Consider the following 26,232-nt stretch of genomic DNA (forward strand, 5'->3'; position numbering starts at 1 on the left):
GTCGGGGAGAATGGGAGGAGAGAACACCTCGCGGCAGGAGATCACGCACGTTGTCCGACCAGCACCAAGCCCCACCCGCCGATGGGGGTCTGCACGCCGACTGCGCGAACTGCTTCGGACTGTGCTGCGTGGCACTGCCCTTCGCCGCCTCGGCCGACTTCGCCGTGAACAAGGACGCCGGGACGCCGTGCACGAACCTGCTGGACGACTTCCGCTGCGGCATCCACTCGCAGCTGCGCGAGCGGGGTTTTCCCGGCTGCACCGTCTTCGACTGCTTCGGCGCCGGGCAGAAGGTCTCGCAGGTCACCTTCGGCGGCACGGACTGGCGGCAGGCCCCGCGCACCGCCGGGAAGATGTTCGCGGTGTTCCCGGTGATGCGCCAGCTCCACGAGCTGCTCTGGTACCTCACCGAGGCCTTGACCCTCCCGGCGGCCGAGCCCGTGCACGACGACCTCCGCAAGGCGCTGGAGGACACCGAAGCGCTGACCCGCGGCAGCGCCGATGAGCTCACCGGTGTTGATGTCGCGGCGCTGCGCCACGACATCAACACCCTGCTGCTGCGCACCAGTGAGCTCGTGCGGGCCAAGGTCTCGGGCCGCAAGAAGAACCACCGGGGCGCGGACCTCATCGGAGCCAAGCTGCGCGGCGCCGACCTGCGCGGCGCCAACCTTCGAGGCGCCTACCTCATCGCGGCCGACCTGCGCGGTGCCGATCTGCGCTCGGCCGACGTGATCGGCGCGGACTTCCGCGACACGAACCTGCGCGGGGCCGACCTCACCGGCGCGATCTTCCTCACCCGGGCCCAGCTCAACGCCGCCAAGGGCGATGCCGCCACGAAGCTGCCCCCGGCGCTTTCCCGCCCCGCGCACTGGTGATCGGCCGCGCTGCCGCTCAGCCGCCGTGGACGACGACGGAACGGGCGTGACCGGCTTGCAGCGCGGCCGGCTGGCCGTCGTCGACCCGCTGGGAGCCGTAGACGACGAGGGACCACAGCAGGCACGCGAATGCCGCGGTGTGCACGAGGGCGCGGACGATGTTCCAGGTGGCCCAGCTCTTCTCGAACGCGCTGCGCGCCGCGGCGAAGTCGGTGGTGGCCGCGGCGAGCTGGTCGTTGAGGGGAACGTTGACGGCTGCGGTGATGGCGAACGCGACCAGGTAGAGCACCAGCCCGGCGATCAGCCAGGGCAGCGCCGGGCGTCCGTATCCCTGCCAGGCGAGGAACACCGCCAGGGCGATGAGCGGGATCGCACCTATGAAGGGCACCAGGAAGGCCGGGTTGAGGATGGCTTTGTTGATGTTCTGCATGGCCTCGACCAGGGTGCGGTCGGAGGAGCGGCCGAGACCGGGCATGACCGCGTAGGCGAAGCCGGCGAACAGCCCGGCCATCAGCGCGCAGGCGATCGTGGCGGACAGCATCGTGGCGGTCTGGAGGAATTTCAACGTCGATCTCCCGTTCGGTCGTGGATCGCTGGGCGGCAGGGGTGCGCGTTACCGCCGGGTTCCGGGCTTGGGCAGCGGCCGGGGGCGGGGCGCGGAGCGCGGAGCGCGGCATCGGGGGCTGCGGGCGGTGTTGGCGCTTCGGGCGAACTCGCATCTCGGGTCCTCACTTCCAACTTCGATTGAGGTACTTTGATTGAAGTGGTTGATACATAGTACTGCATTTGAAGTGGTGTCAATGAGTTTCGGGAGATCGACATGCGACAGAACCCCGCCCGCCGCACCGCCCTGCTCGATGCCGCGATCGAGGTCCTCGCGCGGGACGGGTCGCGCGGGCTGACGCTGCGTTCCGTGGACAAGGAAGCGGGCGTTCCCACCGGCACGACGACCAACTACTTCGCCAACCGCGCGGAGCTGCTCCGCCAGATCATGGCCCGCACCCACGAGCGCCTCACCCCGGACCCGGTCGAGATGGCCGAGACGATGAAGGCCGCGCCCAGCCGCGAGCTCACCGCCACGCTGCTGCGCCAGCTCGTCGAGCGGATGCGCGGCGACCGCAGCAGCCACCTCGCCATGCTCGAACTGCGCCTGGAGGCCACCCGCCGACCGGAGCTGCAGGAAGACCTGACCACCACCTTCGCCGACATGCTCAAGAGCAACATCGACTGGCACCTCGAAGCCGGCCTGCCCGGCGACCGCGCCACCGTGCTGCAGCTCCACCTGGCCATGCTCGGCGTCATCGTCGACGACCTCACGGTCCCCGGGCTGCTGCAGCCGTACGGCATCGACAAGATCGTCGACGACCTGGTGGACCGGAGCCTGCCGGAGAGCTGACCAACCGCGCGGTCGCCCACCCGCTCATCGGCGGGCGGCCGCTTCGCCCGGCCCCCGGTCGGCCGTCGGTGATCTTTTGGCAAGATCGCCGGGGTGCGCTTCTACGCCGATCTGCACATCCATTCGAAGTATTCGCGCGCCTGCAGCAAGGACTGCGACATCGAGCACCTGACCTGGTGGGCGCGCCGCAAGGGCATCACGCTGGTCGGGACCGGGGACTTCACCCACCCGGCCTGGTTCGCGCACCTGCGCGAAGTCCTCGAACCCGCCGAGCCCGGCCTGTTCCGGCTGCGCGACGACCTCGACGCCGCGATGACCCGCGGCATGCCCACCAACTGCGGCGGTCAGGTGCGGTTCATGCTGTCGGTCGAGATCTCGACCATCTACAAGAGCGGCGAACGCACCCGGAAGGTCCACCACCTCTGCTACCTACCGGACTTCACCGCCGCCGAGCGGTTCAACCAGCGGCTGGGCCGCATCGGCAACCTCGGCTCGGACGGCCGCCCGATCCTCGGCCTGGATTCCCGGGACCTGCTGGAGATCACCCTCGAATCCGGCGACGGCGCCTACCTCGTGCCCGCGCACGTCTGGACGCCGTGGTTCGCGGTGCTGGGCTCCAAGGCCGGGTTCGACGCGATCGAGGACTGCTACCGCGACCTCGCCGGGCACGTCTTCGCGCTGGAGACCGGGCTGTCCAGTGACCCGGAGATGAACTGGCGGGTCTCCGCGCTGGACAAGTACACGCTGGTCAGCCACTCCGACGCGCATTCGCCGCCGATGCTGGGCCGTGAGGCCAGCGTCTTCGACACCGACCTGGACTACTCCGCGATCAAGCGGGCACTGGAGACCGGAGAGGGCTTCGCGGGCACGGTGGAGTTCTTCCCCGAAGAGGGCAAGTACCACCTCGACGGGCACCGCAAGTGCCAGGTGCGCTTCGAGCCGGGCGACACCCGCTCCCACAGCGGACTGTGCCCGGGCTGCAACAAGCCGCTGACCGTCGGCGTGCTGCACCGCATCGACGCGCTCGCGGACCGGCCCGAAGGCATCTGCCCACCCGGCGCGGCCGGGTTCCGCAACCTCATCCCGTTGCCGGAGATCGTCGGCGAGGTCCTCGGTGTGGGCCCCAAGAGCAAGAAGGTCTTCGGCGAGGTCAGCGACCTCACCACCGCCCACGGCCCGGAACTGCAGATCCTCCAGGACGTGCCGGTCGACGAGCTGCGCCGCAGCAACGCCGCGGTGGCCGAGGCGATCGACCGGCTGCGGCACGGCCAGGTGCTGCGCGATCCCGGCTACGACGGCGAATACGGCACCATCCGCGTTTTCGAACCCGCCGAACTCGCCCGCCTGCGCACCGGCGATGCGCCCGCGCTGTTCGACGACGCGCTGTTCGCCCCGCAGCCGGAACCCGAACCCGCTGCCGCACCGGTCCCCCAGCCACTGGCCGAACCCGAGCCGCAGCCGGCTCCCACCTGGAACACCGGGACCGGTGTGCTCGCCGGGCTGGATCCCGGCCAGCGGGCCGCGGCCGAGGTCCCGGGCGGTCCGCTGCTGATCGTCGCCGGGCCGGGCACCGGCAAGACCCGCACCGTCACCCACCGGCTGGCGCACCTCGTCCTGGAACGTGACGTCCCGGCGGAGGAATGCCTGGCGATCACCTTCACCCGCCGCGCCGCCGAGGAGATGACCGAACGCCTGCACGCGCTCATCGGCGCACCCGCGCAGCGGATGACCGTGGCGACCTTCCACTCCTTCGGCCTGCAGATCCTGCGCGAACACCACCGCGAACTCGGGCTCGGCGCCGACTTCGGGCTCGCCGACGCCGCCCGCCAGCAGGAGATCCTCACCGCCATCACCGGCGACGAACGCAGCGCGCGGCGGGTGAAGGCGCAGCTGTCACCGGCGCGCCGCGGCGGCGAGGCGGACCCGGAAACCCAAGCCGTGCTAGCGAACTACCTCGCGGGACTGCGCGAGCAGAACCTCGTCGACTTCGACGACCTCGTCGTGCTCGCGGTGCAGCTGCTCACCGACCACCCCGGCATCGCCGAGCAGTACCGCCGCCGCTACCGGTGGATCACCGTCGACGAGTACCAGGACGTCGACGAACTCCAGTACCGGCTGCTGCGGCTGATCGCGCCGGCCGAGGCCAACCTGACCGCCATCGGCGACCCCGACCAGGCGATCTACTCCTTCCGCGGCGCCGACGTCGGCTTCTTCCTGCGCTTCGAGCAGGACTACCCCAGCGCACCGGTCCTGGCGCTGACCCGCAACTACCGCAGCGGCGCCCACATCCTCGACGGCGCGATCCGCGCCATCGCACCGTCCACACTGGTCACCGACCGGCGGCTGCACCCGGCTTCGGACCGCGAGGCGCACCGCATCGTCGCCCACCGGGCCGGCGACGAGCGCGCGGAGGCGGCGTTCGTCGCGCGCACGATCGACCAGCTGCTCGGCGGCGCGTCGTTCCACTCCCTCGACAGCGGCAGGGTCCTCGGCGACGGCCCCGGCGGCATCGGGTTCAACGACGTCGCGGTGCTGTACCGGACGGACTCGCAGTCGCACGCCATCCTCGACGAGCTCACCCGCTGCGGCCTGCCGGTGCAGAAGCGGTCGCACGACCGGCTTTCCGCCCGCCCCGGCGTCGACCTCCTGGTGCGCGAACTGCTGCACGTCGCCGACCGCACCGGCCCGGTGACCGACCAGCTGCGCATGGCCGCGAAAACGGTCGCCGACACCGTGCCCGAGGACACCCGGCCCGACATCCACACCGCGGTGGAACTGCTCGGGCCGCTGGCGCAGCGCTGCGGCGAGGACGTGCCGCGGTTCTGCCGCGAGGTGCTGCTCGGCGCCGAGGTCGACACGCTCGACCCGCGAGCCGAGGCGATCTCCCTGCTGACCCTGCACGCCGCCAAGGGCCTGGAGTTCCCGGTGGTGTTCCTGGTCGGCTGCGAGGACGGCCTGCTGCCGCTGCGCTGGCCGGGCACCGAACCCACCGCGGAGGAAGTGGCCGAAGAACGCCGCCTGTTCTTCGTCGGCATGACCCGCGCCCAGGACCACCTCTACCTCACCGGCGCGGCACGGCGAACGGTCCGCGGCAGCACCCAGGACCGCCAGCCGTCACCGTTCCTGTCCACCCTCGGCGACACCACCACCCAGGCCGCGACCCCGGCACCACGCCGCCCGCGTCCCGCGCAGCTGACGCTGCTGTGACGCCGTTGCCCCGCCTCGGTCAGGACTGCCGACCGAGGCGGGCGCGGGCTTCGCCCAGCGCGAAGCCCAGCAGGTTCAGCCCTCGCCACTGCTCGGGGTTCTCGCAGCGCGGATCGTCGGCGGCGAGGCCGATGCCCCAGATCGAGTCGACCGGGCTGGCCTCCACCAGGACTCGGCCGCCGGTGCCCAGCAGGAATTCCCGCAGGTCCAGGTTCTGGCTGAACTTCTCGACGCAGGCCGTCAGCACGATCTCGTAGCGGCACGCCTCCCAACGGCGCTGGCCGAATCCGCGCACGCCGCGCCCCAGCTGCTTGGCCTGCCGGGGATCGGACGCCCGCAGGATCTCCTCCGCGCTGCCGGTGTCGCCGAACAGCACCGCCTTGCGCCACATCATGTAGTGCTCGGCGGTGGCGAACCTCAGGCCGTCCACCGTGAACGGCGCGGGCCACCACTGGCTCAGGCAACCGCGCCCGACGCGGCCATCGCGCTCCGGCCGGTGGCCCCAGAAGTGCAGGAACTTCACGCGCTGACCTCGCCGCACCCGGCTGATCAACTCGTCGACGTCCGCTGGGCCGATGTCCATGTGGGACAGTCTTCCGCTCAGGCCGGCTGCGGGCCAACGAATTCGCGCACGGCTGTCGACGAGCCCGGCACCGGCGGATGTCATGATCAGCGCATGAGTCGCCCCATCACGATCATCACCGGCGCCAGTCGCGGCATCGGCGCGGCCACGGCGTCGTGGCTGGCCCGGGCCGGCCACGACCTCGTGCTCGGATACCGCGACAACGACAGCGGCGCCGAGCGCGTCGCGGCCGAAGCCCGCGGGCACGGCGCCCGGTGCGTTGTGGTGCGGGTGGACGTCAGTCGCGAGGCCGATGTGGACCGGTTGTTCGCCGAGGCCGCGGACCAGCTGGGCCCGGTCACGGGGCTGGTCAACAACGCCGGGCTCACCGCGCACATCGGCGATCTGGCCGACACGCCGGTCGAGGTGATCCGCCACGTCATCGACGTCAACTTCCTCGGCGCGGTGCTTTGTGCGCGTCGCGCCGCGCAGGTCATGTCCACCCGCCGCGGCGGCGGTGGCGGGGCCATCGTCAACATCTCCTCCAGCGCGGCAACGCTCGGCTCGCCGCACGAGTACGTCCACTACGCCGGAGCCAAAGCCGCCGTGGACGCGCTGACGGTGGGCCTGGCGAAGGAACTCGCCGACGAGGGCGTGCGCGTCAACGCCGTCGCGCCCGGACTGGTGCGCACCGACATCCACGCCAGCGCGGGAGCGCCGGAACGCATCGACACTGCGGTGGCACGCGTGCCGTTCGGCCGGGCCGGCGAACCCGACGAGATCGCCCCGGCGATCGGCTGGCTGCTCGGCCCGGAATCGGCCTACACCAGCGGGGCGGTGCTGCGCGTCGCTGGCGGGCTGTAGAGGCGAAAACCCGTTGCCCGCGATCGTAGGGTTGATCTCGTGCAATCGGTGCTCGTCAACTTCGTCTACTGCCATCCCGTCGGACACGCCGTGGAGGCGCTGCAGTACTGCCTGGGATATCGCCGCGCGAACCCGGATCGGCGGATCGCGGTGGTGCTCAACTCCGCCACCGCCGTCGACCTGGCCGCCTGGTGCGACGCGATCGACGAGATGTACACAGTGGACATCGACGTGTTCGAGCCGCCGACGGCCGACGTCCTCGCGCACATCCCCGCCGAGTGGGACTGGGGCGTCGACGACCCGCGCGGCCACCAGAAGTGGCAGCACGACTTCTTCCCCGGCCTGCAGCGCTACTACGAGCTGTCGGCCGAGCACTTCCGCACCACCGGCGGGCACACGCAGGTCGGCGCACCCGAACCGGCCTACCAGGCGCGCAACCCGCTGCGGCTGAACCTGCCGGTCGCGGCGCGCGACTGGGCCGCCGAGCTGTTACCGCAGCACGACGCGCCGACCATCGCGGTGCTGCCCGGCGGCAGCGCCCAACGGTGGCGCTACCCGTCGCTGGCGTCGTGGCAGCGGATCCTCGGCGCCATCACCGACCGCTGGCCGCAGGCGCGGATCTGCTTCACCGGCAAGCTCGCCGACGACGGCCGCACCAGCACCGGGTTCACGCGCGCGGAGTTCGACGCGCTGGCCGCGACCGTCCCGAACGCGGCGTGGGCGCTGGACGTGCCGCTGGACCGGCAGCTGGCCGCGATGCAGCGCTGCGACATGCTGCTCTCGCCGCACACCGGGTTCGCGTTCGCCGCGCTGGCCGTGGGCACCCCGTGGCTGGCGCTGGCCGGGAACGACTGGGCGGAGTACTACTTCAACCCGGGCGTGCCGTTCTACTCGGTGCTGCCGGACCTGGAACGCTTCCCCTGCTACGTCATGCTGGGCAACACGCCCGAGCCCGTCGACGACGACGGCCCGCGCTCGCCCAGCATGTCCGCGGCCCGCATCGACGCCGACCTCCCCGACCTCGTCGACGGCGTGGCCCGCCTCTACGACGGTGCCGCGGACTTCGATGCCGCGATGCGCGATCACGCCACCCGCCTGCACGAGCTCTTCGGCGGCCGCACGGAACTGATGTACTCGGTGGACGACCTGCTGACCACCTACCTGTGACGGCCGCCAGGGCCGGCCTCGGGAACATCGGCACAGCGGTTATCGGTGAGAACGATCATGGTCGGCCGGCACAGTGATCCACTTCGCCGCTGGGGTTCGGGGAAATGCCGCTCGCGGTGCCGTGGCCGGTGGTCGAGCACTTGGCCGCGCAGCTTGGCATCGAGGACCGGCCGGTAGTCAAGCGGTATGCCGAACGGCGTGCTGTACGACCACGCGTGGGAGATCCGGGATGCCTACGGCTACCACCCCTACGAGGACGCCGAGTGGGGCCGCCTTCGCCTTCTCGGCGCACCCGCTCGGTGGCCTGCCCGTTTCGCCTGGTCGGCCGGCTCCGCCGGGTTGCTGCTGTCCCTGCGGTTTTCACGCGGCGCTGATCGGTGCCGGGTTAACGGGGAGCCGCCAGTCGCCGCCGCGGTCTTCCCTGGAAAAGCGCGCGGTGAGTTCCGGGACGCGGAGGAAGCAGGCAAGTGCGGTGGTGGCCTGGAAGACATCGATCGCGCGCTGAGTCATCGGCATGCCCAAGCGCAGCAGCCGCGGGTTGACTTCGCCCTGGATCTCGTTGACGAAGGGTCGCAGCGTTTGGTCGTAGTCCGCCAGGGCGGTCGGCAGGTCGCCGGGGTGACGGTTGATCTCGCCGGCCAGGACGTGGGCGCCGACCAGGCCGCCGGAAATGCCCATGCCGCTGTAGGGGGAGGCACAGTGCGCGGCGTCGCCGGCCAGGACCACACGGCCCTTGGACCAGGTGTCAGTGCGGACCTGGACGATCTCCTGCGAGTAGAAGAACGGGCTGGTCACCATGCCCTCGACGAAGCGCTCGGTCTGCCAGCCGGCGTCCTGGAACCGGTCGGCCCAGAACGCCTGTTGCTGCCCGATGGGAGCGCGGTGGATCGCGGAGGCTTCCTCGGATTCCTCCCGCATCACGAAGTACGCCTGGGTCTCGGTCGGGTTGTGGCTGCGGCGCATGATCTGCCTGCCCCCCGGGACCATGTAGGTGTCCCGGATGTTGCTGTCGGTGGCGATGCGCGGGACGAACCAGTAGGCCATGTGGATGCCGACGCGCCAGTACGGGTCGACATCCTGCGGCAGGACGGCCCGCCGGATGCGTGATCCCTGTCCGTCCGCGCCGATCAGGAGATCGAATTCTCCGGATGAGCCGTCGGAGAAGTGCGCGACGACTTTGTCCTCGTCCTGCTCGAATCCGTCCACGCTCTTGCCGAAGACGTACTCGGTGTCGTTCTTCGTCGCGTCGTGGAGGATGCGCACCAGATCGCCGCGCATGATCTCGTACTCGGAGGTGAGGGTCTGCCGGCCCTTTCCGGAGGTATTGGCCATGATCGTCGCCCTGGCCTTGCCGCGGGCGTCTACGAAGGAGACACCCGCCTCGTCCACGAGCGCGTCGCGAACGGTCTCGAGGAGGCCCATCCGGTTGACAGCCTCGATACCTTGCCCCCGCAGGTCGACCTGAGCGCCGGTGGCTCGCAGCGTCGGGAAGCGTTCGGCGACGGTCACCTGGTGGCCGCCCCGCGTGAGCCAGAACGCTATGGCCTGCCCCGCGACCCCGCCGCCGGCGACGAGGACCCGCAAGGACTGCGTTCCCGATCCCGTGATCATGGCCCCCACCCCAAAATCTATCAGTGAATGATTCTTTTCCAGCGTCACCTATCGGCGATAGGTTGTCAACGTGACCAAGATGAACCGCGAGACCGTCATCGCCGAGGCACTCGGCCTGCTCGACGAAGTCGGACTGGACGCAGTCAGCACGAGGCAGCTGGCGAAGCGCTTGGGCGTCGAGCAGCCATCGCTCTACTGGTACTTCCGCACCAAGAAAGACCTCCTGGCCGCCATGGCAGAAGCGGCGATGGCGCCCCACACGGCGCAACCGCTACCGACGCCCGGCGACGACTGGCGCGACTGGTTCCTGGAGAACACACGCAGCTTCAGGCACACCCTCCTGATGCGCCGGGACGGCGCACGGCTCCACGCCGGCACCACCCCCACCAGCGACCTCGACCGGATCCGCCGCAAGATGGACTTCCTCACCACCTCCGGCGTGCCCGAGCATGACGCGAAGATGGCGATGCTGGCCGCCGCCCGCTTCACGGTCGGCAGCGTCCTGGAGGAACAGGCGGAACCGAGCCCCGGCACCACCGCGCTACCGGCCGACGTGCCGACGATCGATCACGAGTCCGCATTCGAGGCAGGCCTCGCCCTCATCCTGGACGGCCTGGAGCAGCGCACCGCACAGGGACACCCTGCGTCCAATGAACCCGTGCAATCCGGGGGCTCACGTAGGCCCGAATCCAATCAGATCCGATGGTGATTGCCGACGGAGTTTGACGACGGATAGGGTCCGATCCTCCGTACGGAAGGGGCCCCTCGGTGGCGAATCTGGTCTACAAGCGGGTCTCGACCGATCAGCAGTCCACCGCCCGGCAGAACCTCGTCCTGGACGAGGCCGCTACGCACGGCCGGGCGACACCGTGCACATCTCCGAGATGTTCCGCCTCGTACGCGGCACCGACCACATCCTCGACGTGCTCGACGTCCTCCACCGCGAACAGGTGGCCGTCGGCGAACTCCAGCGCGAGCTGAGTACGAGAACCGGGTCAGCACACTCGCGCCGCCCGGACCATGATCGTTCTCACCGATGACCGCTGTACCGATGTTCCCCGAGGCCGAGGGCCGGTCCGAGAGCCGCGCAGTACCCCCTGCAGCCGAAATGCGCGACCTCGGACACAGCCCCGGAGGCACCTCCGGCCGGCAAGCGCCTCCGATGGTTGGACCGCGCCGGGCCGCGAAACTCACCGCGACCGCTAAGATCTGGTGCCAGGCCTGCTCCAGTGGCCGTTCACGCCGCGCTCACCCCGGCGTTCCCGCCGCATCCGGCGACGACAATCACCGCACTTCCGTTCGCGACCGTTGCGAGGGTTCGATGGTGGAGGTCGGCATGTCGCCAGCAGATTTCGTCGTGATCACCGGTGGTCCCGGGGCGGGCAAGACGACGCTCGTCGAGCGCCTGGCCGCCGCCGGATGCGCCTGCTCGCCGGAGGCGGGCCGCGGCGTCATCGCAGATCAGCTGGCCGCCGGAGGCCGCGGTCTGCCCTGGGCGGACCGGGCGTTGTTCGCCGAGCTGATGCTGCAGCGGGACCTGCTTTCCCACCGGCAGGCCCGCCGCCGGCGTGGACCGGTGATCTTCGACCGCGGGCTGCCCGACATCGTCGGCTACCTGCGGCTGAGCAGCCTGCCGGTGCCCCCGCACGTGGACGCCGCCGCGCGGCGGTTCCGGTACCGCAACCGCGTGCTGATCGCCCCGTTCTGGCCGGAGATCTACCGCCAGGACGGCGAACGCAAGCAAACCCCGGCGGAGGCCGAACGCACCTACGAGCACATGCTCGCCGCCTACACCGACTACGGCTACGAGCTCGTCCACCTACCGCGAACAACGGTCGACCAGCGAATGCGATTCGTGCTCGACGAACTCGCCAGGCACGAGCGCCGCCGGTAGGCGGCCTGCGGGCGAGGTCAGGTGCTCATGTAGGTGCTGAGGTGGTCGACGAGGTCCCGGTCGAGGTCGTTGATCTCCCGTGCGATGACGCTCAGCTCGGTGACCAGTCCGGGCAGGTCGAGCATCACCTGGCGCAGGTGCTGGCGGTCGGCGGGCGAAGCGTGTTCGGCGATGCCCGAGACAGCTCGGCCGACGCCGAGCACGCGCTGACGCAGCTGCTCGATGCGTTGCGCGAGGGCGGCCAGCCGGCTTCCCAGCTGGTCGAAGGGTGTCCGGTCGACCGGCGGGTTCTTCCCGAGGTGCTCCGCGACCTGTTGCGCTCCGGCGGTCAGCCTGCCGTGGTCTTCGGCGAGTTGCCGTTCGGCGACGGCCAGGCGGTCCAGCACGTGCTGCTTCGTGATCCCTGCCCGGTGTCCCTCCTCCAGGCCTTTCCCGCGGTGCAGCGCGTTGTAGGGGACGCCGAAGTTCTGCGCGATGTCCATGACTTCGTGCAGCGTGTGGTAGGCGAGCTCGAACGAGTGGTCGTAGTCCAAGCGCCAGAAGGCGAAGATCCCCCAGGCGACCGCGCTGATCTCCTCGATGGTGCCGCCGGCGGACTTGGCGAGGTTGAGCATGCGCATCGCGGTGAACGACGAGCCCGCCCACACCGGGATGTCGTGCCGTCGGGCGAGGCGGGTGCTCTCCGCGGACTCCCGGCGCGTCGACGGATGGTTCTTGACCTTGCCCCCCGGCAGGACGGTGGACTCCTGGCCCCGGTCCTCGTCGGCCTGCACCCGGTTGCCGTGGTCGTCGATCGCTGTGGTGGTGACGTTCTGGCCGTGCTGGTCGGCGATGACATCGTTGCCGGCCGTGGGCGGGTTCCACCGCTGGTGCTTGCCGAAGTACTCCATCAGGTCGTGCAGGACGACGATCTTGTCGCGGAAGCTGAACTGCTCCGGAGCCTCCAGCACCTTCCACATGCCGCCGTTGATCCGGGTGCGCAGCTGATCCCTGATCTCGGCCGGGATCTCGGCCTTCCCCTGGATGATCTGGTCGAAGTAGTGCTGGTAGTGGCCGAACTGGCGGTTGCCGCCCGCGTCCGGCTGGAGGGTCGTGCCGGTCTCCAGTTCCTGGCGGATGTATTCCCACCGGAACGGGCCGGTGGGACTCCGCTCCTCGGCTCGCCGGTCCTCGACGATCGCCCTGACCCGGGTGAGCAGGATTTCGAGGTGCAGCTCGACGTCGGAGTTGTCCTTGACGTTGCGGGCCAGTTCTTTCTCGTCGCGCCGCGCGGGTTTGGCCCGCATCCATCCGCTCAGCGCCAGCGCGAGATCGGTGTAGGTGTGGTAATCGCGGTCCTGCTGTTTGGCGCCGAACTGCGGATGGGACTTGGCGCCACGGGCGCCGGGTGTGCCGGCGGCCCATTTGAACAGCTGCGGTTCGAGGGTTTCCCGCTTGCGCTCGAATTCTGCTATCTCGTTCTCGGGCACGCCGCTGCCGTTGCGGCTCTCCTCCCTGAGCTTGTGGACGAGGAGGCTGAACAGCCCACCGGCGTCGGTGGTTCCCCCGGCCGTTTTCGCCTCTTCCAGCAGGTCGCTGCCCTCTGGTTTTTCCGCGGGGCGCATGGTGATGCTCCGCTGGATCACCCCGGCGGCGTGCGGCTTCGGCTGGCCCCCGCGGCCCTGCGTTCGGTCGTTGCGCTGGATGGCCGGCGCGTGTCCGCAACCGTCGCCGCACGCGTGTTGCTGCGCGGCGATCAGCTTGCTCACGGCGTCATTGCCTGCGGTGCGCTGCAGTGCCAGCGCCGCCTGCGGGGACAGCGGTGTGCGTGTCAGGCCGCCGGCAGAGGGCTTGTCCGCGGCCTGGTGGAGCGCCCGCTGCGGCTGCGACATCCGGTTGGATGCCTGGTCGTGTGCGCGCATGCGACTCCCTCCGCAGAGCCAGGTCCCGAGCCGATGCTCCCAGCGGGCGACTTCCCCAGGAATGTCCGAAAGGGCACGACTGCGCCCCGAAGGGCATGACCGGACGGACATCGGCAGGTGAGCAGCCGGCTCATCCCCGACCGGGACCGGTTTCTCTAGCTGTGCGCGCGGTAGAGGTCGGTGAGCAGGGCGACGGCGGCTTGCGCGGTCGGGTGCGGGTCGTCGCGCCACCAGATCAGGCGGACCGCGATGGGTGCGGCATCGCGCAGCGGGCGGAAGACCACGCCGGGTCGCGGGTACTGGTCGACGGTGCTTTCCGCGGTGATGCCGACGCTGCGACCGGTGGCGATGGTGGTGAGCCAGTCGTCGAGCTCGTGGGTGTACTCGATGGCAGGCCGGTTCTCCGGCGGCCACAGTTCGGTGGTCGTGGTGCCGGTTCGGCGGTCGATTAGGAGCGTGCGTTCGCTGATCTCGGCCAGCCGGATGGAACGGCGGCGGGCCCACGGATCGTCGGACGCCACCGCGCAGAACCGGCGTTCCAGGCCGACGATGACGCCGTCGAAGCGCCGCTGGTCGGGTTCGGTGCGCACCACGGCGGCGTCGCAGGCGCCTTCGGCGAGGCCGCCGGTCGCGGAGTTGGTGCGCACCAGGCTCAGTTCGACGTCCGGGCGCAGCGCGGGCCACCTGCGCTGGAAGTCCACCGTGTGGCGGCCCATGGCCGACCAGGCGTAGCCGATGCGCAGCCGGGTGTGCCCGGAGGTGGCGTCGCGCACCAGGTCCTCGGCCTCGGCCAGCAGCCGCCGGGCGCGGGCGATGACCTGCGTGCCGACGGCGGTGGGCACGACCTCGCGGCTGGTGCGGCGCAACAGGCGGACGCCGAGGGCGGCTTCCAGCGAGGCCAGCGTGCGGGAGACGGCCGCCTGCGAGACGCCCAGTTCGATGGCGGCGTCGGTGAAGGTGCCCTCGTCGGCGATCGCGACCAGGCAGCGCAGCTGCCGCAGCTCCACATACATAACTCAAGCGTATAGCTGACGCGCCGGATGCATTTTGCGCAAGCACCGCGGCGGCGCAGGCTCTGTGCCATGCAGACGACAGCGCAGGTGCGGCAGCCCGTGGCGGTCCCGGCGCCCACCGCGAAAAACGGTGGCCGCTACGCGGGAATCGCGATGATGGTCGGCAGCGGGCTGTCCAATCAGGTCGGTGCGGCGATCGGATCGCTGGCGTTCCCGGTGATCGGGCCGGCCGGTGTCGTGGCGGTGCGGCAGTGGATCGCCGCCGTGGCACTGCTGGCGGTGGGGCGCCCTCGGCTGCGGGCGTTCACGTGGCGCCAGTGGCAGCCGGTGCTGCTGCTGGCGGCGGTGTTCGCGACGATGAACCTGTCGCTGTACAGCGCGATCGACCGCATCGGCCTCGGTCTTGCGGTGACGCTGGAGTTCCTCGGTCCGCTGGCGGTCGCGCTGGCCGCGTCGCGACGCGTGGTGGATCTGGGGTGTGCGGTGGTCGCCGCCGCGGGCGTGGTGGCGCTGACCCGGCCGCAGCCGACCACGGACTACCTCGGCATCGGCCTGGCGCTGCTGGCCGCGGTGTGCTGGGCGTCCTACATCCTGCTCAACCGCTCGGTGGGCCGCCGGTTGCCCGGTGCCGAGGGCACCGCCGCCTCGGCCGGGCTGTCGGGTCTGCTGTTCGTGCCGATCGGCATCGCGGTGCTCATCCAGCATCCGCCGACCCCGGCGGCGCTGGGTTGCGCGGCTGCGGCGGGCATCCTCTCCTCGGCCGTGCCGTTCCTGATCGACATGCTGGCGCTGCGGCGGGTTCCGGCGCAGTTCTTCGGCATCTTCATGAGCATCAACCCGGTTCTGGCAGCCGGCGTGGGCCTGGTGTTCCTCGGCCAGAACCTGCAGGTGCTCGAATGGCTGAGCATCGCGGCGATCGTCGCCGCCAACGTCGTCAGCGTCGTCACCGCGCGCCAGTAGCTGCGCTTGCGAAAGCCTTGACCTGGGCGCGCAGCAGCCGGTCCCAGCGGAGGAAGTTGGCCATGGCTTTCACCACCCCCACCCCACCGCCTGGTTGATCCGCAACATCCGGCACGGGGAGGACACCGGGTACCCAGCTTCCGATTCATCTCATATTTGAGCTAGTCTCCCGAATATGAGAAATGGCTCTGAGATGGACACCCGGCTGGCGGGTCGGCTCGCGGAGCTGCGGGTGGAGCGCGGCTGGTCGCTGGAGGAGTTGGCGCAGCGCACCGAGATCAGCCGCTCGACGCTGTCGAGACTGGAGCGAGCCGAGATCAGCCCGACCGCGGCGCTGCTGAACAAGTTGTGCGCGGCCTACGGGCGGACCATGTCGCAGTTGCTGGCCGAGGTGGAATCGGAGCCGCCGCAGCTGGTGCGCGCCGACCGGCAGGAAGTGTGGCGGGACGCGGCATCGGGCTTCACCCGGCGCTCAGTGTCCCCGCCGCACCCGGGACTGCGCGGCGAGGTCGTCGAAGGCGTGCTGGAACCGGGCGCGGACATCTCCTACGACGGCCCGGCCGTGCCGGGCCTGGAGCAGCACATCTGGGTGCTGGCGGGGGCCCTGGAGGTCACCGCGGGCGACCACGTGCACGAGGTGCGGGCCGGTGACTGCCTGCGGTTCCGGCTGTGGGGCCGGTCTCGCTTCCGCTGCCCGGGCCCCGAACCGGTCCGCTACGCCCTGCTGATCGTCCTGCCCTGATCCCCCGGAGGGAACCCGCCTTGCCGACCATCACCCGGCTGTCCGCCGCCGATTTCCGCGACAACGTGAAGGAACTGGCCGACCTCCTCGTCGACGTCGTCGACGGCGGCTTCTCGCTCGGGTTCCTCGAACCCTTCGACCAGGACGCGGCCGCGGCCTGGTGGGAGACCCGGGAACCCGCGATCGCCGACGGCAGCCTGATCGTCTGGGCCGCCCACGGCCCCGACGGCATCACCGGCACCGTCAGCCTCGCGCTGGAATCCAAGCCCAACGGCCGGCACCGCGCCGAGATCGTCAAGCTCATGGTGCACCGCGACGCCCGCGACCAGGGACTGGGCCGCGAACTCCTCGCCACCGCCGAACGGGCCGCCGCCCACGCGGGCGCCATCCTGCTGCTGCTCGACACCGCCACCGGCAGTCCCGCTGAGGGGCTCTACCTCGCCGCCGGTTGGACTCGGTTCGGCATCGTGCCCGGCTACGCCGCCGACCCGGCCGGTCGCCTCGAAGACGGCAGCTTCTTCTACAAGCAGCTCGCCTGAGAAATAATGGAGTCGACTCCAATATTAGAGTCGAGTTAAGCTTGTGGCATGACCGAGGGGCTGCGGGAGCGCAAGAAGCGCCAGACACGGCAGCGGATCACCGAAGTGGCCGTCGGCCTGTTCGTCGAGCGAGGCTTCGAGCACGTCACGATCGCGGAGGTCGCCGCGGCCGCCGAGGTGTCGGCGAACACCGTCTACAACTACTTCCCGGCCAAGGAAGACCTCGTCCTGCCACCGGACGAAGCGTCCCCGCAACGGCTCGCCGACATGGTGCGGCAACGCCGCGTCGGCGAGTCCGCCGCAGACGCGATCCTGCGCGAGTTGCGCGAGGAAGTGCGCCGCCGCGACCGCAAGGTGGGGTTGAGCGGGGGTTTCGGCCGCGTCTTCGACATGATACGGGCCGCGCCCACGCTCCTCGCCCGGCTCGAGTCCCTCGGCCAGCAGATGACCGACACGCTCGCCGCCGTCCTCGCCGAGGAGACCGGTGCCGCACCGGACGACCCGCTGCCCCGGGTGATCGCCCACCAGCTGGGCTGCTTCCACTCCCTGGTGTTCGCCGAGATCGGCAAGCGCCTCGCGGCCGGCGAGCGCCCCGACGCGATCGCCGAGGCCGCGCTGGATCTGCTGACCACCATCGAGGACGTGCTCGGCGACCGCGTTCTCACCTACGCCGCGCGAAAGGACCAACCGTGTTCCGAGTGACGATCCGAGGCAAGTTCGACGGACTCAGCGAAGCCGGGCGCGCCGCCGTCCTGGCGGCCACCGACACCGCCTTCACCGAGGCGGGCACGTTCACCCACGACGACACCGTTTCGGCGTTCACCTTCCGCTGCCAGGTTCCGGCGGAACGCGAGGACGACGGCGAGCGGGAGGCGACCCAGCGCGCACTGGCGGCGCTGGACGCCCACGGCCACCCGTACCAGGTCCTGCGCACAGCGGTGACCGACATGCGCCAGATCAAGATCCGCCGGAAGGGCCGCAAGCCCTGATCCCGGCGATCGCCGGATCATTCGTCGATGTCGAGGGCTCCGGCGATCGCCCGGGGCACCGGGAGAGCCGCTCCAGAGGCAGCAGCCGCAACGACGGCTTGATCCACGTCATCCTGTTGAACGAGAACGGCGGGACGAACCGGTTGGCGCGCAAGGCCGGATCGGCGACGGCCGGATGTTCCATCCAGCCAACGAATATTCGGTGGCTGCGCGCGTGGCGGGCTGGGAAGATCGGCCGCATGTCGGCGAGTTCGTTCGAGGAGTTGGTGGCCGAGGCATCGGCCGCACCGGTCGATGGGTGGGATTTCACCTGGTTGGACGGTCGCGCGACCGAGCAGCGCCCGTCGTGGGGTTACCAGCGGCTGCTGGGCGATCGGCTGGGCGTCGCGTCGTCCGCGCTGGACGTGCAGACCGGTGGCGGCGAGGTGCTGGCCGGCGCCGGGAACTTCCCCGCCGTGATGGCCGCGACGGAGTCCTGGCCGCCGAACGTCGCCAGGGCCACCGAGCTGCTGCACCCGTTGGGCGCGGTGGTCGTGGCAGCCCGGGACGAGCCGCCGCTGCCGTTCGCGGACGCGGCGTTCGACCTGGTCACCAGCCGTCATCCGGCGACCGTGTGGTGGGCGGAGATCGCCCGGGTCCTGCGGCCCGGGGGAACCTACTTCGCCCAGCACGTCGGCCCGGAGACCGTGTTCGAGCTGGTGGAGTTCTTCCTCGGGCCGCTGTCCGAGGACATCCGCCGCAAGCGCCATCCCGACGTCGAGACGGCCGAAGCCGAGGCGGCCGGACTGGACGTCGTCGACGTGCGCCTGGAGCGGTTGCGGATGGAGTTCTTCGACGTCGGCTCCGTCATCTACTTCCTGCGCAAGGTGATCTGGACGGTTCCGGACTTCACCGTCGACCGCTACCGGGACCGGCTGCGCGAGTTGCACGAGCGGATCCAGCGAGAGGGCCCGTTCATCGCCCACTCGGCCCGCGTTCTCGTCGAGGCCCGCAAACCTGCCTGATCTTCGTCACCGTACTGAGATCAAGATCGGGCACGCCCGGGCGCCGGGAAGCGGTCAAGATCAAGTGCTTGGCGTTGTTGGCTGTTCTATTGCCCCCTGGGGCAAGCCAGATCAGATGACACCGGTCCGTGCGGCAGTCCCGTTCTTGCGCTGGTTGGCATTGAAGCGCGCTTTCTTCTGGCGATTCCCGCACGTGTTCATGTCACACCATTTGCGGGTGCGACTTTGGCTGGTGTCGAAGAAGGCGGCTTGGCAGGTTGGTGATGCGCACAAGGCCATTCTTCCGTCTCGTTCGCCTGCGATGATGCTGATCGCGTCGGCGGCGATCACGCTGAGGGCATCTTCCACGCAGGAAGCCGAGCTGAGCCGCCATTGACGATTGCCCTCGGGAGTCAGGATAGCCGCGGCCCGACCCTGAATGCTGCAGTCATTGATGACTTGGACAGCAGACACGGGGAGAGCGTCTTGGATCGCGGTCGCTGTCGCGGCGGCGTGAATCGACTCCCTCAGCTCCCGAGCGAGTTCGAGCTGGGCGGCGGTGCAGGAGTCCACGGCGAGGCCGCTCACCGCCAGCCAGTCGACGAGTCGCTGCGGCGTGGGAATGCGCTCCACAGCGTCGCCACGACGCTCCGTCAGAGTCGCCGTGAAGCTGGTCGCTAGCACGTTACCGAGGCGAAAGTCGGGGAACCCAGCACGCATGGAACCACCTTAGCTGGTTGCACGCAGGCATGACGACATGCTAGAACCACCTTAGCCGGTTCCGCGATGGCCAGGAGGTCTCATGCCCCGTCTCACCAGCGACGTGCAAGCATTTGAAGCCCACGCAACTGACGCTGACCTCGACGATCTGCGCGCGCGATTGGCCGCGGCGCGGCTACCGGAGGCCGAGACGGTCTATCGCGCCGCGCCCGACCCTCGCCGATGGGAACAGGGCGTTCCCCTCGCCGACCTCGTCGAGGTCGTGAACTACTGGCGCACCGGGTACAACTGGCGGTCGTTCGAAGAGCGCCTTAACCAGATCGGCCAGTTCCGCACGACCATTGATGATCTGGGAATCCACTTCCTGCACCGCCGATCCGCGCGCGCAGATGCCACTCCTCTGATCATGACGCACGGCTGGCCGGGCAGCATTGCTGAGTTCATCGATGTAGTAGACGAGCTGGCAGATCCGGACGATGCAGACGCGCCAGCGTTCCACGTCGTGGTTCCATCGCTACCAGGCTTTGGTTACAGCGATAAGCCGGCCACCACCGGGTGGGGAACCGAAAAGATCGCGGCCGCATGGGTGGAACTGATGGGAAGGCTCGGCTACAACAAGTTCGCAGCCCACGGCGGCGACTGGGGAGGCAATATCACCACGGTTCTCGGCGGCAGGTTCCCGGCGCACGTTCTCGGCATCCACACAACGTTCGCGGAGGGACCGCCCGGGTTGACAACGGACGGGCTGACGGCGACCGAGCGCAAATGGACCGAGGAAACCCGCCATTTCTGGCGCCACCGCGCGGCGTACGCGAAGCAGCAGGCCACCCGACCGCAGACCATCGGCTACTCGCTCGTCGACTCACCAGTCGGGCTTCTCGCCTGGATCCTCGACAAGTTCGCCGAGTGGACAGACACCGAAGACAGCCCGTTCGACACGATTTCCAGAGATAGAATTCTTGACGACGTCACCCTGTATTGGCTGACACGGACCGGCGCATCGTCGGCCCGCATCTACTACGAAAGCCACAACTCGCTCGACCCCGAACTTCGGGTCGACGTCCCGACAGCAATCACTATGTATCCCCGCGACATCGAGAAGTATCCGCGCGCCTGGGCACAGGAGCGTTACCGACAGATCGTCCGATGGAGGTCGCCCGAAACCGGGGGACATTTCCCGTCGCTGGAAGTTCCCGAGTACTTCGTCAAGGACCTGCAAGAAGGCCTCGCGGCAGTGCTCGCCGCTAATCGGTGAACGAGGCTGGGTGCCGGCACTCGGCCCGATCCGGGGAGCTGAGCTGCTCGCCGGCGCTTAGCGGAGGATCCTGTACGGCTGCTGCTCAAGCCCCGCCTCCGGCTACCTGAACGCGGTGGACAAGTACGTCGTGTCGAGCACGTTGACCGAACTGAGCAGAACTCCGCGGTGCTGCGCGGACCGCTCCTCGACGAGTACCGGTTGTTCCTCTTCCCGGTGGCCGTCGGTCACGAAGACCGCCTTTTCGACTCGACCCGTGAGGATCTCGAACTGCTGGAGACGCGCCCGTTCACCTCAGGCGTCGTGCTCCTGCGCCACGCGCCGAAACGCTAGCCGGATCGACAAGACCGACCAGAACAAGCCCATTGATCATTTACGTCACCGTGACGTAAATGATCAATGGGATCGCTCGGGTGATTTCGGGGTTGTTTCGCGGGTTTCGCTGGTCGCTCCCGCGACGAGGTGGGCCGGGTCGCGGGTCAGCGACACCGCGACGTGGTCGTAGAGCTGGGTGACCGCCGCCGAGGAGTGCCCGAGCGCGTCGCGGCGGTCTTCCAGCGCCGCTCCCCTTTCCCGGGCGATGGTGTTGAAGGTGTGCCGCATCGAGTGCGGCGTGATCCGCTGCGGCATCGGCACGCCGGCTTCCGCGGCCATCGTCTGCACAAGCCGGAAGACCTGGTGGCGGTTGATGCGCTCGCCGTGCCGGGTCACCACCAGGGCTCCGGTGTCGGCGTCCGGCCGCTGCGCCAGATAGGCGTCCAGGACCGGGACCAGCGGCGCCGGGATAGGCCGGGTGCGAACCTTGCCGCCCTTCATGTGCACGGTCAGCACCCGGAGGCCGTCGCGCTGACCGAGGTCGGACAGATCGGCGTGGCACAGCTCCGAGACGCGGATACCCAGATCGATCAGCAGCATCATCACGAGCGCGACCGCCTCGTGCGAGAGGCTGCGGTGCCGGTAGTCCCGGCTGGCGGTCAGCATCTGCGCGGCCTGCCGCTCGGAGACGCTGGCGGTCGGCGAGTGCTGCCGGTCGTAACGGGGCCGCGCAGCGTCGCGAGCCGGGTTGGCGTCGATCGCCCCGGCGCGCACGAGGAAGGTGTACCAACTGGAGACGGCGGCGAGCTTCCGTGCCCGGGTGCTGGCCGCGAACCCACGCCCGGTGCGCGGGTTGGTCGCCGCGGCGAGCTCGGCGCCATACATCTGCACCTCCGGGAGGCGCACGTCGAGCGGATCGAGTTCCCGGCGTGTGCACCACTCCACGTACTCGCGGAGATCCCGCGCATAGGCGGCGCGGGTGGCTCCGGAATCCGCGAACGAGCCCAGCCACGCCGCGATCAACGCGGCCACGGTGTGGCCGGTGCGCGTAGGCGTGGCCAGGAGTTCCGTTTGCGCCTCTCGTCCGACGACTGGCGCCCGCGCTTCTCCGGTGATGCTCACCGACTCAGCTTACCGCACATAAGCGCGATTATGCGCGGTGCATCCGGCAGCGTTTCTCGAATCAAAATTCTGTTTCGTTTGTTTATTAACGTTACTGTTAATGGTGTTACGTAACGTGTGCGGAGGTGCTGCCGGAGCCGGTGACCGGACCCGGTTCGGGATGCCGTGGCCGCCGGTTAAGGTCCGGTGTTGGTTGCGGGAACCGGAGGTGCGAGTTGGCGGGGAACCGGCCGAGCGCGGAGGAGTTGGCCGCGGCGGAGGGGGCGAGGATTCCGGACGTCCTCTCCCCTGGTTTGCGGGTGCTGTTCTGCGGGATCAATCCGGGTCTGTGGTCGGGAGCCACCGGTCACCACTTCGCGCGGCCGGGCAACCGGTTCTGGCCCGCGTTGCACGCCTCGGGCTTCACGCCGCGCCTGCTGCAGCCGCACGAGCAGGACGAGCTGCCCGGGTTGGGGCTGGGCATCACCAACTTCGTCGCGCGGGCCAGCGCCCGGGCGGCCGAGCTCACCGACGACGAGTTGCGGGCCGGCGGGCAGGTGCTAGTGGAGAAGGTGCGCCGTTTCCAGCCCGCGTGGGTGGCGGTGGTGGGGATCACCGCGTACCGGACGGCGTTCGGAGAGCGGCGGGCGACGGTCGGGCCGCAGGACCGGCGGATCGAGGGCGCGCGGGTGTGGGTGCTGCCGAATCCCAGCGGCCTCAACGCGCACTGGACTGCGGGCACGCTGGCCGCGGAGTTCCGCCAGTTGCAGCAGGTCTCGATGCCCGGCGAGCCGCCGCAACAGGATTCCGGCGCGCCGCAAGGCTGAGTGGCGCCCGAACCGCCTCGAAGGGGCGCCTAACGAGGACGGGGACCGATGGGTTTCGCCCTCACTTGGCGGATCTTGATTACGCCGGATGGCCGCTTCGGGACTCGCTGTGATCACGCAGCGAGACATACGGAACACGGGGGTGTGCTTTATCTGTCCGTTACCGGTAGGGTCTGACCCGCCGGTGAGGGAAGCCCCTGATCCGGTGACATTGGCCCCTTTGCCCCCCGCAGAGTCGATACGGATGACTATTCAAGACGACCTTGCTCGACCGTGGTTCCAGCCCGTGCTCCAGTCGGAAGCGCAGCAGCCGCGACTGGACACGGGACCGCCGACTACCCGCATCGTGGGCCAGCTGCCCCTGGACGAGGTGGTCGTTCCGGCCCGCCCGGCGGCATCGCCGCCGCCCATGGCCGACGCCCCATCCCGGGTAGAGGTCACCCAGCCCTACATTCCCGCGATCCGCGACGAGCAGCCGGAGTTCGCCAAGCTGCTCAACCCCGACCCGCCGGCACCGGCCGCGGGGATGACGGGTCCGCAACCGCAGGCGTCGGTGGCGGCGCCGACCGAGCGGGTCAAGCCGGTGACATCGGCCCCGCCCGCCCCGGTGAAGAAGCGCAGCCTGGTCCGCCGGGTGGTGCGCCGTATCATCGGCCCTGATCTGCTGCGCAAGGATCCGCCGAAAAAGAAGCGGTAAAGCAGCGCAAGGCGGTGGCCTTGGCACTGGCGCAGACCTGCATCCTGCGCCGGTGCCAAGGCCACTGTTGTTTTTCCCGCCGAAACCCCGACAGCCCAGCATGGCCCTACGGGGCTGTCGTGGTGTCGCGATCGCGACCAAGGCCGGTGCCTGTTGCTGCTGATGGCGAAGTCCCGGCACAAGAAGCCGGAGAACGTCCGCCGCTACTTCAAGCCCTCACACGAGGCCCTGGCCGAGGTCACGAGCTTGCTGGCGCCCGGCAACAGCCGCCGCCACCGCGTCGCGCCCACGGTGCAGCGCTTCCAAAGGGTGTTCCTGCTCAGACACGGGATGCCTCCTCCGCTGCGCCCTGGCCGCCATCACCGCCATCATCGCCAGGCCTACCGCGAGGTGCGCTGCTGTTGCGGCTCATCGCGGGTAGGCGCCGCTGCCGTGCCGGGCGGGATCGAGTCCGGCACACGCCGTCGGTGTGCTAGCCGTTGGAGGACCCCTTCCAGCTCGTGCGTTCGCGTGCGTAGTTCCGCTGCACGCCGCGGATCGGCGGTTGTTTCGAGCTCGCCCAGCAGGTGGGTGGGACGCTTCTGCGCTGCTGCGCTCCGGCTGGCGTAGGGATCGGCTGCTGCCGGATCCAGGTGGGGCGAGGCGTGTGCCTTCGCGTGTCGGGGGGCAAGCAGGACCAGGCCTGCGCAGTCGGCGGCGGCCATCCAGTCATCGACCGTGGCCTCCGGGCCGGTCACGCCGATCTCGTCCAGGCTGCCGATCACGCCCAGGTCGGTCTCGGCGGCACGGTCGGCGGGCACCAGCACGTTCCACCACACCTGGTGGTTGGTCACCGCCGCGGCCACGACCAGGGCCCCATGTCCGTCGTGCTGCCCCACAACCCATTCCACGGCGTCACCGGGCACGCACACGACCAATGGCACACCGCCGATCCGGCAGGCGGGGAGCGTGGCCAGCCGGGCACGCAGCCGCTGGTCAGCGAGGACCTCCATCAACACCCGGGTGGAGTGCTCGCGCTCCAGCACCCACTCGTCGAGGGCCTCGCGCACCCACAGCCCGTCGCCTGCGGCGTGTTCGGTGTGCTCGACCCACCCCGACCGCCTCCCGTCGCCGGCGGTGGTGGCCGCCATCAACTGCTGGGCCTGGCCCAGCGAAGGCGCGCGCACGTGCACGGGAATCTCACCGCCGCAGGTCGCATAACCACGCCACCGAACCTGGTGGTCCAGCTCGCATCGATACACCACATGCCGCGCTGCCATCGCCCCGCACCACCTTCCACTGACCTGATATCTCCCGAGACGGCGCTACATACTGTGAATCAGCAGCCTTGCAAATCTACAGTGGCAGTTCCAGAATAAGTGAGGCAGCGCTGTTGGCAAGAGGTCTACCAGCACAAACACGGGAGGTGAGGCTGTCGGTCATTTCTCCCCGCGGAGTGCCGGGGCGTCCGGCCTCCGGCTCCGCTCCCCGCACTCCGCTGCCGATCATGCGTGAGTTGACGTTGAGCGTGTGAAAGGAGTGGTGGGTGATGACGCTGGCGTTCGACCCGTTCTTCCGTGACCTCAACCGGCTTGCCACCGAGGTGTTCGGCAGCGCCCGCGCACCCCAGGCCATGGCGATGGACGCCTACCGGGCCGGCGACAACTACGTGGTCGAGTTCGACCTGCCTGGCATCGACCCCGAATCGCTGGAAGTCAGCGCGGAGAACAACACCCTCACCGTGCGCGCCCAGCGCCGCGGGCGGCCGAGCAGGGAGGGCGATGCCGAGATCAGCTACCTGACCGCCGAACGGCCCCGCGGCACCTTCTCCCGCCAGCTCTCGCTGGGCGGCGGCCTGGATGTGGACCACATCAGCGCCGACTACACCGACGGGGTGCTCACCGTGACCCTGCCGGTGGCGGAGAAGGCCAAGCCACGGCGCATCGAGATCGGTCACGGTGGCGGCCGCAAGGTCATCGAAGGCGCCACCCAATGACCCCCGCACCCAGGTCCGGCTCCCTCGCGGGCCGGACCTGGGCGTATCCCGATCTCGCGAGGTGGGTATGACCGATCCTTCCCCGGCCGGCAGTGCGGCCAGCGCCTTCGACGACGCCGACTACCCCGCCTACACCATGGGCCGCGCTGCCGCGATGCTCGGCGTCACCCCCGAGTTCCTCCGCAGCCTCGACGCCACCGGTCTGCTCACACCCGACCGCTCCGCCGGCGGGCATCGCCGCTACAGCCGCACCGAACTCACTCTCGCCGCCCGTGTCCGCGAACTCCTCGACGGCCACACCATTCTCTCCGCCGCGTGCCGCATCGCCGAACTCGAGCGCGATCTGGCCGCCGCCCACACCCGCCTCACCGAACTCGAAAAAGGCCCCAGCGGTGGAAAACACCCTGACCACACGGTATCGAAACCCAAGCGGGCTGCTCAGCCTCCGACGCCGCCCGGCTGATGACTCGGTGCGGTGCCACCCCCATCGACTCCGCTGGCGGCGAGCACTATCCTCCACTGTGGACAGTTACACCGCAGAACTGGCTCTGTCGCTGGTTGCGTGATCAATGATGTCGGGGGGTTATTGGTCGAGTAGGATTCTCTTGCGTAGCAGGGCGAAGCTGGCTTTTCCGTAGG

General features: G+C 69.5%; 28 protein-coding genes. 19 read left to right on the forward strand and 9 right to left on the reverse strand.

Annotated features, from left to right (window positions below):
- The first annotated feature begins 50 nt into the window (after positions 1-50).
- On the forward strand, positions 51-875 hold the full coding sequence (locus AC07FN_RS25075; protein WP_478397825.1) for a pentapeptide repeat-containing protein: 825 nt from the start codon (positions 51-53) through the stop codon (positions 873-875).
- 16 nt (positions 876-891) lie between these two features.
- Here AC07FN_RS25075 and AC07FN_RS25080 read toward each other — a convergent pair whose 3' ends face one another.
- On the reverse strand, positions 892-1,440 hold the full coding sequence (locus tag AC07FN_RS25080) for an anthrone oxygenase family protein (protein WP_478397826.1): 549 nt from the start codon (positions 1,438-1,440) through the stop codon (positions 892-894).
- Positions 1,441-1,695: 255 nt separating this feature from the next.
- Here AC07FN_RS25080 and AC07FN_RS25085 point away from each other — a divergent pair, with 255 nt between their 5' ends.
- Together AC07FN_RS25085 and AC07FN_RS25090 are read left to right on the forward strand one after the other, a co-directional pair.
- Positions 1,696-2,271: a TetR/AcrR family transcriptional regulator gene (locus AC07FN_RS25085; RefSeq protein WP_478397827.1), complete on the forward strand. Its 576-nt coding sequence runs from the start codon at positions 1,696-1,698 to the stop codon at positions 2,269-2,271.
- Positions 2,272-2,364: 93 nt separating this feature from the next.
- Positions 2,365-5,478, forward strand: coding sequence for a UvrD-helicase domain-containing protein (locus AC07FN_RS25090; RefSeq protein ID WP_478397828.1), 3,114 nt, complete (start codon positions 2,365-2,367; stop codon positions 5,476-5,478).
- A 19-nt stretch (positions 5,479-5,497) separates the two neighbouring features.
- On the opposite strand, the gene AC07FN_RS25095 is transcribed toward AC07FN_RS25090, so the two are convergent.
- Positions 5,498-6,061, reverse strand: a complete 564-nt coding sequence (locus AC07FN_RS25095) for an NADAR family protein (RefSeq protein ID WP_478397829.1) — start codon at positions 6,059-6,061, stop codon at positions 5,498-5,500.
- Positions 6,062-6,154: 93 nt separating this feature from the next.
- On the opposite strand from AC07FN_RS25095, the gene AC07FN_RS25100 reads away from it, so the two are divergent.
- A complete protein-coding gene (locus AC07FN_RS25100) occupies positions 6,155-6,904 on the forward strand; it encodes an SDR family oxidoreductase (RefSeq protein ID WP_478397830.1) in 750 nt (249 codons plus the stop codon).
- A gap of 39 nt (positions 6,905-6,943) precedes the next feature.
- Positions 6,944-8,071 (forward strand): glycosyltransferase family 9 protein, encoded by a 1,128-nt coding sequence (locus AC07FN_RS25105; RefSeq protein ID WP_478397831.1) that lies wholly within the window; start codon positions 6,944-6,946, stop codon positions 8,069-8,071.
- 360 nt (positions 8,072-8,431) lie between these two features.
- Here AC07FN_RS25105 and AC07FN_RS25110 read toward each other — a convergent pair whose 3' ends face one another.
- A complete protein-coding gene (locus AC07FN_RS25110) occupies positions 8,432-9,682 on the reverse strand; it encodes an FAD-dependent monooxygenase (protein ID WP_478397832.1) in 1,251 nt (416 codons plus the stop codon).
- 79 nt (positions 9,683-9,761) lie between these two features.
- On the opposite strand from AC07FN_RS25110, the gene AC07FN_RS25115 reads away from it, so the two are divergent.
- On the forward strand, positions 9,762-10,391 hold the full coding sequence (locus AC07FN_RS25115; RefSeq protein WP_478397852.1) for a TetR/AcrR family transcriptional regulator C-terminal domain-containing protein: 630 nt from the start codon (positions 9,762-9,764) through the stop codon (positions 10,389-10,391).
- Positions 10,392-11,018: 627 nt separating this feature from the next.
- Positions 11,019-11,576 carry an AAA family ATPase gene (locus AC07FN_RS25120; protein ID WP_478397833.1) on the forward strand — a complete coding sequence of 186 codons (558 nt, stop codon included), beginning with the start codon at positions 11,019-11,021 and terminating at the stop codon, positions 11,574-11,576.
- 17 nt (positions 11,577-11,593) lie between these two features.
- On the opposite strand, the gene AC07FN_RS25125 is transcribed toward AC07FN_RS25120, so the two are convergent.
- Positions 11,594-13,477 (reverse strand): hypothetical protein, encoded by a 1,884-nt coding sequence (locus tag AC07FN_RS25125; protein WP_478397834.1) that lies wholly within the window; start codon positions 13,475-13,477, stop codon positions 11,594-11,596.
- A gap of 155 nt (positions 13,478-13,632) precedes the next feature.
- Positions 13,633-14,490 carry a LysR family transcriptional regulator gene (locus tag AC07FN_RS25130; protein ID WP_478397835.1) on the reverse strand — a complete coding sequence of 286 codons (858 nt, stop codon included), beginning with the start codon at positions 14,488-14,490 and terminating at the stop codon, positions 13,633-13,635.
- Positions 14,491-14,559: 69 nt separating this feature from the next.
- Here AC07FN_RS25130 and AC07FN_RS25135 point away from each other — a divergent pair, with 69 nt between their 5' ends.
- From AC07FN_RS25135 to AC07FN_RS25155, 5 genes are all read left to right on the forward strand, one after another.
- Positions 14,560-15,450, forward strand: a complete 891-nt coding sequence (locus AC07FN_RS25135; RefSeq protein ID WP_478397836.1) for an EamA family transporter — start codon at positions 14,560-14,562, stop codon at positions 15,448-15,450.
- 175 nt (positions 15,451-15,625) lie between these two features.
- Complete coding sequence (locus tag AC07FN_RS25140; protein WP_452612444.1) at positions 15,626-16,192, forward strand: helix-turn-helix domain-containing protein; 567 nt, start codon at positions 15,626-15,628, stop codon at positions 16,190-16,192.
- A 20-nt stretch (positions 16,193-16,212) separates the two neighbouring features.
- The gene (locus AC07FN_RS25145) at positions 16,213-16,731 is read left to right on the forward strand and encodes a GNAT family N-acetyltransferase (RefSeq protein WP_478397837.1); all 519 of its coding nucleotides are present in this window, start codon (positions 16,213-16,215) and stop codon (positions 16,729-16,731) included.
- 48 nt (positions 16,732-16,779) lie between these two features.
- Entirely contained in the window at positions 16,780-17,433 is a 654-nt protein-coding gene (locus AC07FN_RS25150; protein ID WP_478397838.1) for a TetR/AcrR family transcriptional regulator, read from the forward strand.
- Positions 17,430-17,720, forward strand: coding sequence for a DUF6204 family protein (locus tag AC07FN_RS25155; protein WP_478397839.1), 291 nt, complete (start codon positions 17,430-17,432; stop codon positions 17,718-17,720). The genes AC07FN_RS25150 and AC07FN_RS25155 overlap by 4 nt, the downstream gene beginning before the upstream one ends.
- Here AC07FN_RS25155 and AC07FN_RS25160 read toward each other — a convergent pair.
- The gene (locus tag AC07FN_RS25160; protein WP_478397840.1) at positions 17,689-17,961 is read right to left on the reverse strand and encodes a DUF4291 family protein; all 273 of its coding nucleotides are present in this window, start codon (positions 17,959-17,961) and stop codon (positions 17,689-17,691) included. The two genes, AC07FN_RS25155 and AC07FN_RS25160, sit on opposite strands and share 32 nt — an antisense overlap.
- Between AC07FN_RS25160 and AC07FN_RS25165 the strand changes: the two genes are divergently transcribed.
- Entirely contained in the window at positions 17,960-18,724 is a 765-nt protein-coding gene (locus tag AC07FN_RS25165; protein WP_478397841.1) for a class I SAM-dependent methyltransferase, read from the forward strand. The two genes, AC07FN_RS25160 and AC07FN_RS25165, sit on opposite strands and share 2 nt — an antisense overlap.
- Positions 18,725-18,835: 111 nt before the next feature.
- Here the strand turns inward: AC07FN_RS25165 and AC07FN_RS25170 are convergent, their stop codons facing one another.
- Positions 18,836-19,423 carry a CGNR zinc finger domain-containing protein gene (locus tag AC07FN_RS25170; protein WP_478397842.1) on the reverse strand — a complete coding sequence of 196 codons (588 nt, stop codon included), beginning with the start codon at positions 19,421-19,423 and terminating at the stop codon, positions 18,836-18,838.
- Between the two features lie 82 nt (positions 19,424-19,505).
- Between AC07FN_RS25170 and AC07FN_RS25175 the strand changes: the two genes are divergently transcribed.
- A complete protein-coding gene (locus AC07FN_RS25175; RefSeq protein WP_478397843.1) occupies positions 19,506-20,678 on the forward strand; it encodes an epoxide hydrolase family protein in 1,173 nt (390 codons plus the stop codon).
- A 168-nt stretch (positions 20,679-20,846) separates the two neighbouring features.
- Positions 20,847-21,011, forward strand: a complete 165-nt coding sequence (locus tag AC07FN_RS25180) for a hypothetical protein (RefSeq protein ID WP_478397844.1) — start codon at positions 20,847-20,849, stop codon at positions 21,009-21,011.
- Positions 21,012-21,074: 63 nt separating this feature from the next.
- Here AC07FN_RS25180 and AC07FN_RS25185 read toward each other — a convergent pair whose 3' ends face one another.
- Positions 21,075-22,115 (reverse strand): tyrosine-type recombinase/integrase, encoded by a 1,041-nt coding sequence (locus AC07FN_RS25185; protein WP_478397845.1) that lies wholly within the window; start codon positions 22,113-22,115, stop codon positions 21,075-21,077.
- A 215-nt stretch (positions 22,116-22,330) separates the two neighbouring features.
- On the opposite strand from AC07FN_RS25185, the gene mug reads away from it, so the two are divergent.
- Positions 22,331-22,921, forward strand: coding sequence for a G/U mismatch-specific DNA glycosylase (mug, locus tag AC07FN_RS25190; protein WP_478397846.1), 591 nt, complete (start codon positions 22,331-22,333; stop codon positions 22,919-22,921).
- A gap of 244 nt (positions 22,922-23,165) precedes the next feature.
- Positions 23,166-23,618: a hypothetical protein gene (locus AC07FN_RS25195; protein ID WP_478397847.1), complete on the forward strand. Its 453-nt coding sequence runs from the start codon at positions 23,166-23,168 to the stop codon at positions 23,616-23,618.
- Between the two features lie 380 nt (positions 23,619-23,998).
- On the opposite strand, the gene AC07FN_RS25200 is transcribed toward AC07FN_RS25195, so the two are convergent.
- Complete coding sequence (locus AC07FN_RS25200) at positions 23,999-24,877, reverse strand: hypothetical protein (protein ID WP_478397848.1); 879 nt, start codon at positions 24,875-24,877, stop codon at positions 23,999-24,001.
- 269 nt (positions 24,878-25,146) lie between these two features.
- Here AC07FN_RS25200 and AC07FN_RS25205 point away from each other — a divergent pair, with 269 nt between their 5' ends.
- Positions 25,147-25,593 (forward strand): Hsp20/alpha crystallin family protein, encoded by a 447-nt coding sequence (locus AC07FN_RS25205; protein WP_478397849.1) that lies wholly within the window; start codon positions 25,147-25,149, stop codon positions 25,591-25,593.
- Positions 25,594-25,660: 67 nt separating this feature from the next.
- The gene (locus tag AC07FN_RS25210) at positions 25,661-26,056 is read left to right on the forward strand and encodes a MerR family transcriptional regulator (protein ID WP_478397850.1); all 396 of its coding nucleotides are present in this window, start codon (positions 25,661-25,663) and stop codon (positions 26,054-26,056) included.
- Positions 26,057-26,232 lie beyond the last annotated feature (176 nt).

The organism is Saccharopolyspora sp. NPDC045941, assembly GCF_056431445.1.

Coding starts and splice junctions, on each gene's coding strand:
- AC07FN_RS25085 (WP_478397827.1), top strand. CDS start 1,696: ATGCGACAGAACCCCGCCCGCCGCACCGCCCTGCTCGATGCCGCGATC.
- AC07FN_RS25095 (WP_478397829.1), bottom strand. CDS start 6,061: ATGGACATCGGCCCAGCGGACGTCGACGAGTTGATCAGCCGGGTGCGG.
- AC07FN_RS25100 (WP_478397830.1), top strand. CDS start 6,155: ATGAGTCGCCCCATCACGATCATCACCGGCGCCAGTCGCGGCATCGGC.
- AC07FN_RS25110 (WP_478397832.1), bottom strand. CDS start 9,682: ATGATCACGGGATCGGGAACGCAGTCCTTGCGGGTCCTCGTCGCCGGC.
- AC07FN_RS25115 (WP_478397852.1), top strand. CDS start 9,762: ATGAACCGCGAGACCGTCATCGCCGAGGCACTCGGCCTGCTCGACGAA.
- AC07FN_RS25120 (WP_478397833.1), top strand. CDS start 11,019: ATGTCGCCAGCAGATTTCGTCGTGATCACCGGTGGTCCCGGGGCGGGC.
- AC07FN_RS25125 (WP_478397834.1), bottom strand. CDS start 13,477: ATGCGCGCACACGACCAGGCATCCAACCGGATGTCGCAGCCGCAGCGG.
- AC07FN_RS25130 (WP_478397835.1), bottom strand. CDS start 14,490: ATGTATGTGGAGCTGCGGCAGCTGCGCTGCCTGGTCGCGATCGCCGAC.
- AC07FN_RS25135 (WP_478397836.1), top strand. CDS start 14,560: ATGCAGACGACAGCGCAGGTGCGGCAGCCCGTGGCGGTCCCGGCGCCC.
- AC07FN_RS25140 (WP_452612444.1), top strand. CDS start 15,626: ATGAGAAATGGCTCTGAGATGGACACCCGGCTGGCGGGTCGGCTCGCG.
- AC07FN_RS25150 (WP_478397838.1), top strand. CDS start 16,780: ATGACCGAGGGGCTGCGGGAGCGCAAGAAGCGCCAGACACGGCAGCGG.
- AC07FN_RS25165 (WP_478397841.1), top strand. CDS start 17,960: ATGTCGGCGAGTTCGTTCGAGGAGTTGGTGGCCGAGGCATCGGCCGCA.
- AC07FN_RS25160 (WP_478397840.1), bottom strand. CDS start 17,961: ATGCGGCCGATCTTCCCAGCCCGCCACGCGCGCAGCCACCGAATATTC.
- AC07FN_RS25170 (WP_478397842.1), bottom strand. CDS start 19,423: ATGCGTGCTGGGTTCCCCGACTTTCGCCTCGGTAACGTGCTAGCGACC.
- AC07FN_RS25175 (WP_478397843.1), top strand. CDS start 19,506: ATGCCCCGTCTCACCAGCGACGTGCAAGCATTTGAAGCCCACGCAACT.
- AC07FN_RS25195 (WP_478397847.1), top strand. CDS start 23,166: ATGACTATTCAAGACGACCTTGCTCGACCGTGGTTCCAGCCCGTGCTC.
- AC07FN_RS25200 (WP_478397848.1), bottom strand. CDS start 24,877: ATGGCAGCGCGGCATGTGGTGTATCGATGCGAGCTGGACCACCAGGTT.
- AC07FN_RS25205 (WP_478397849.1), top strand. CDS start 25,147: ATGACGCTGGCGTTCGACCCGTTCTTCCGTGACCTCAACCGGCTTGCC.
- AC07FN_RS25210 (WP_478397850.1), top strand. CDS start 25,661: ATGACCGATCCTTCCCCGGCCGGCAGTGCGGCCAGCGCCTTCGACGAC.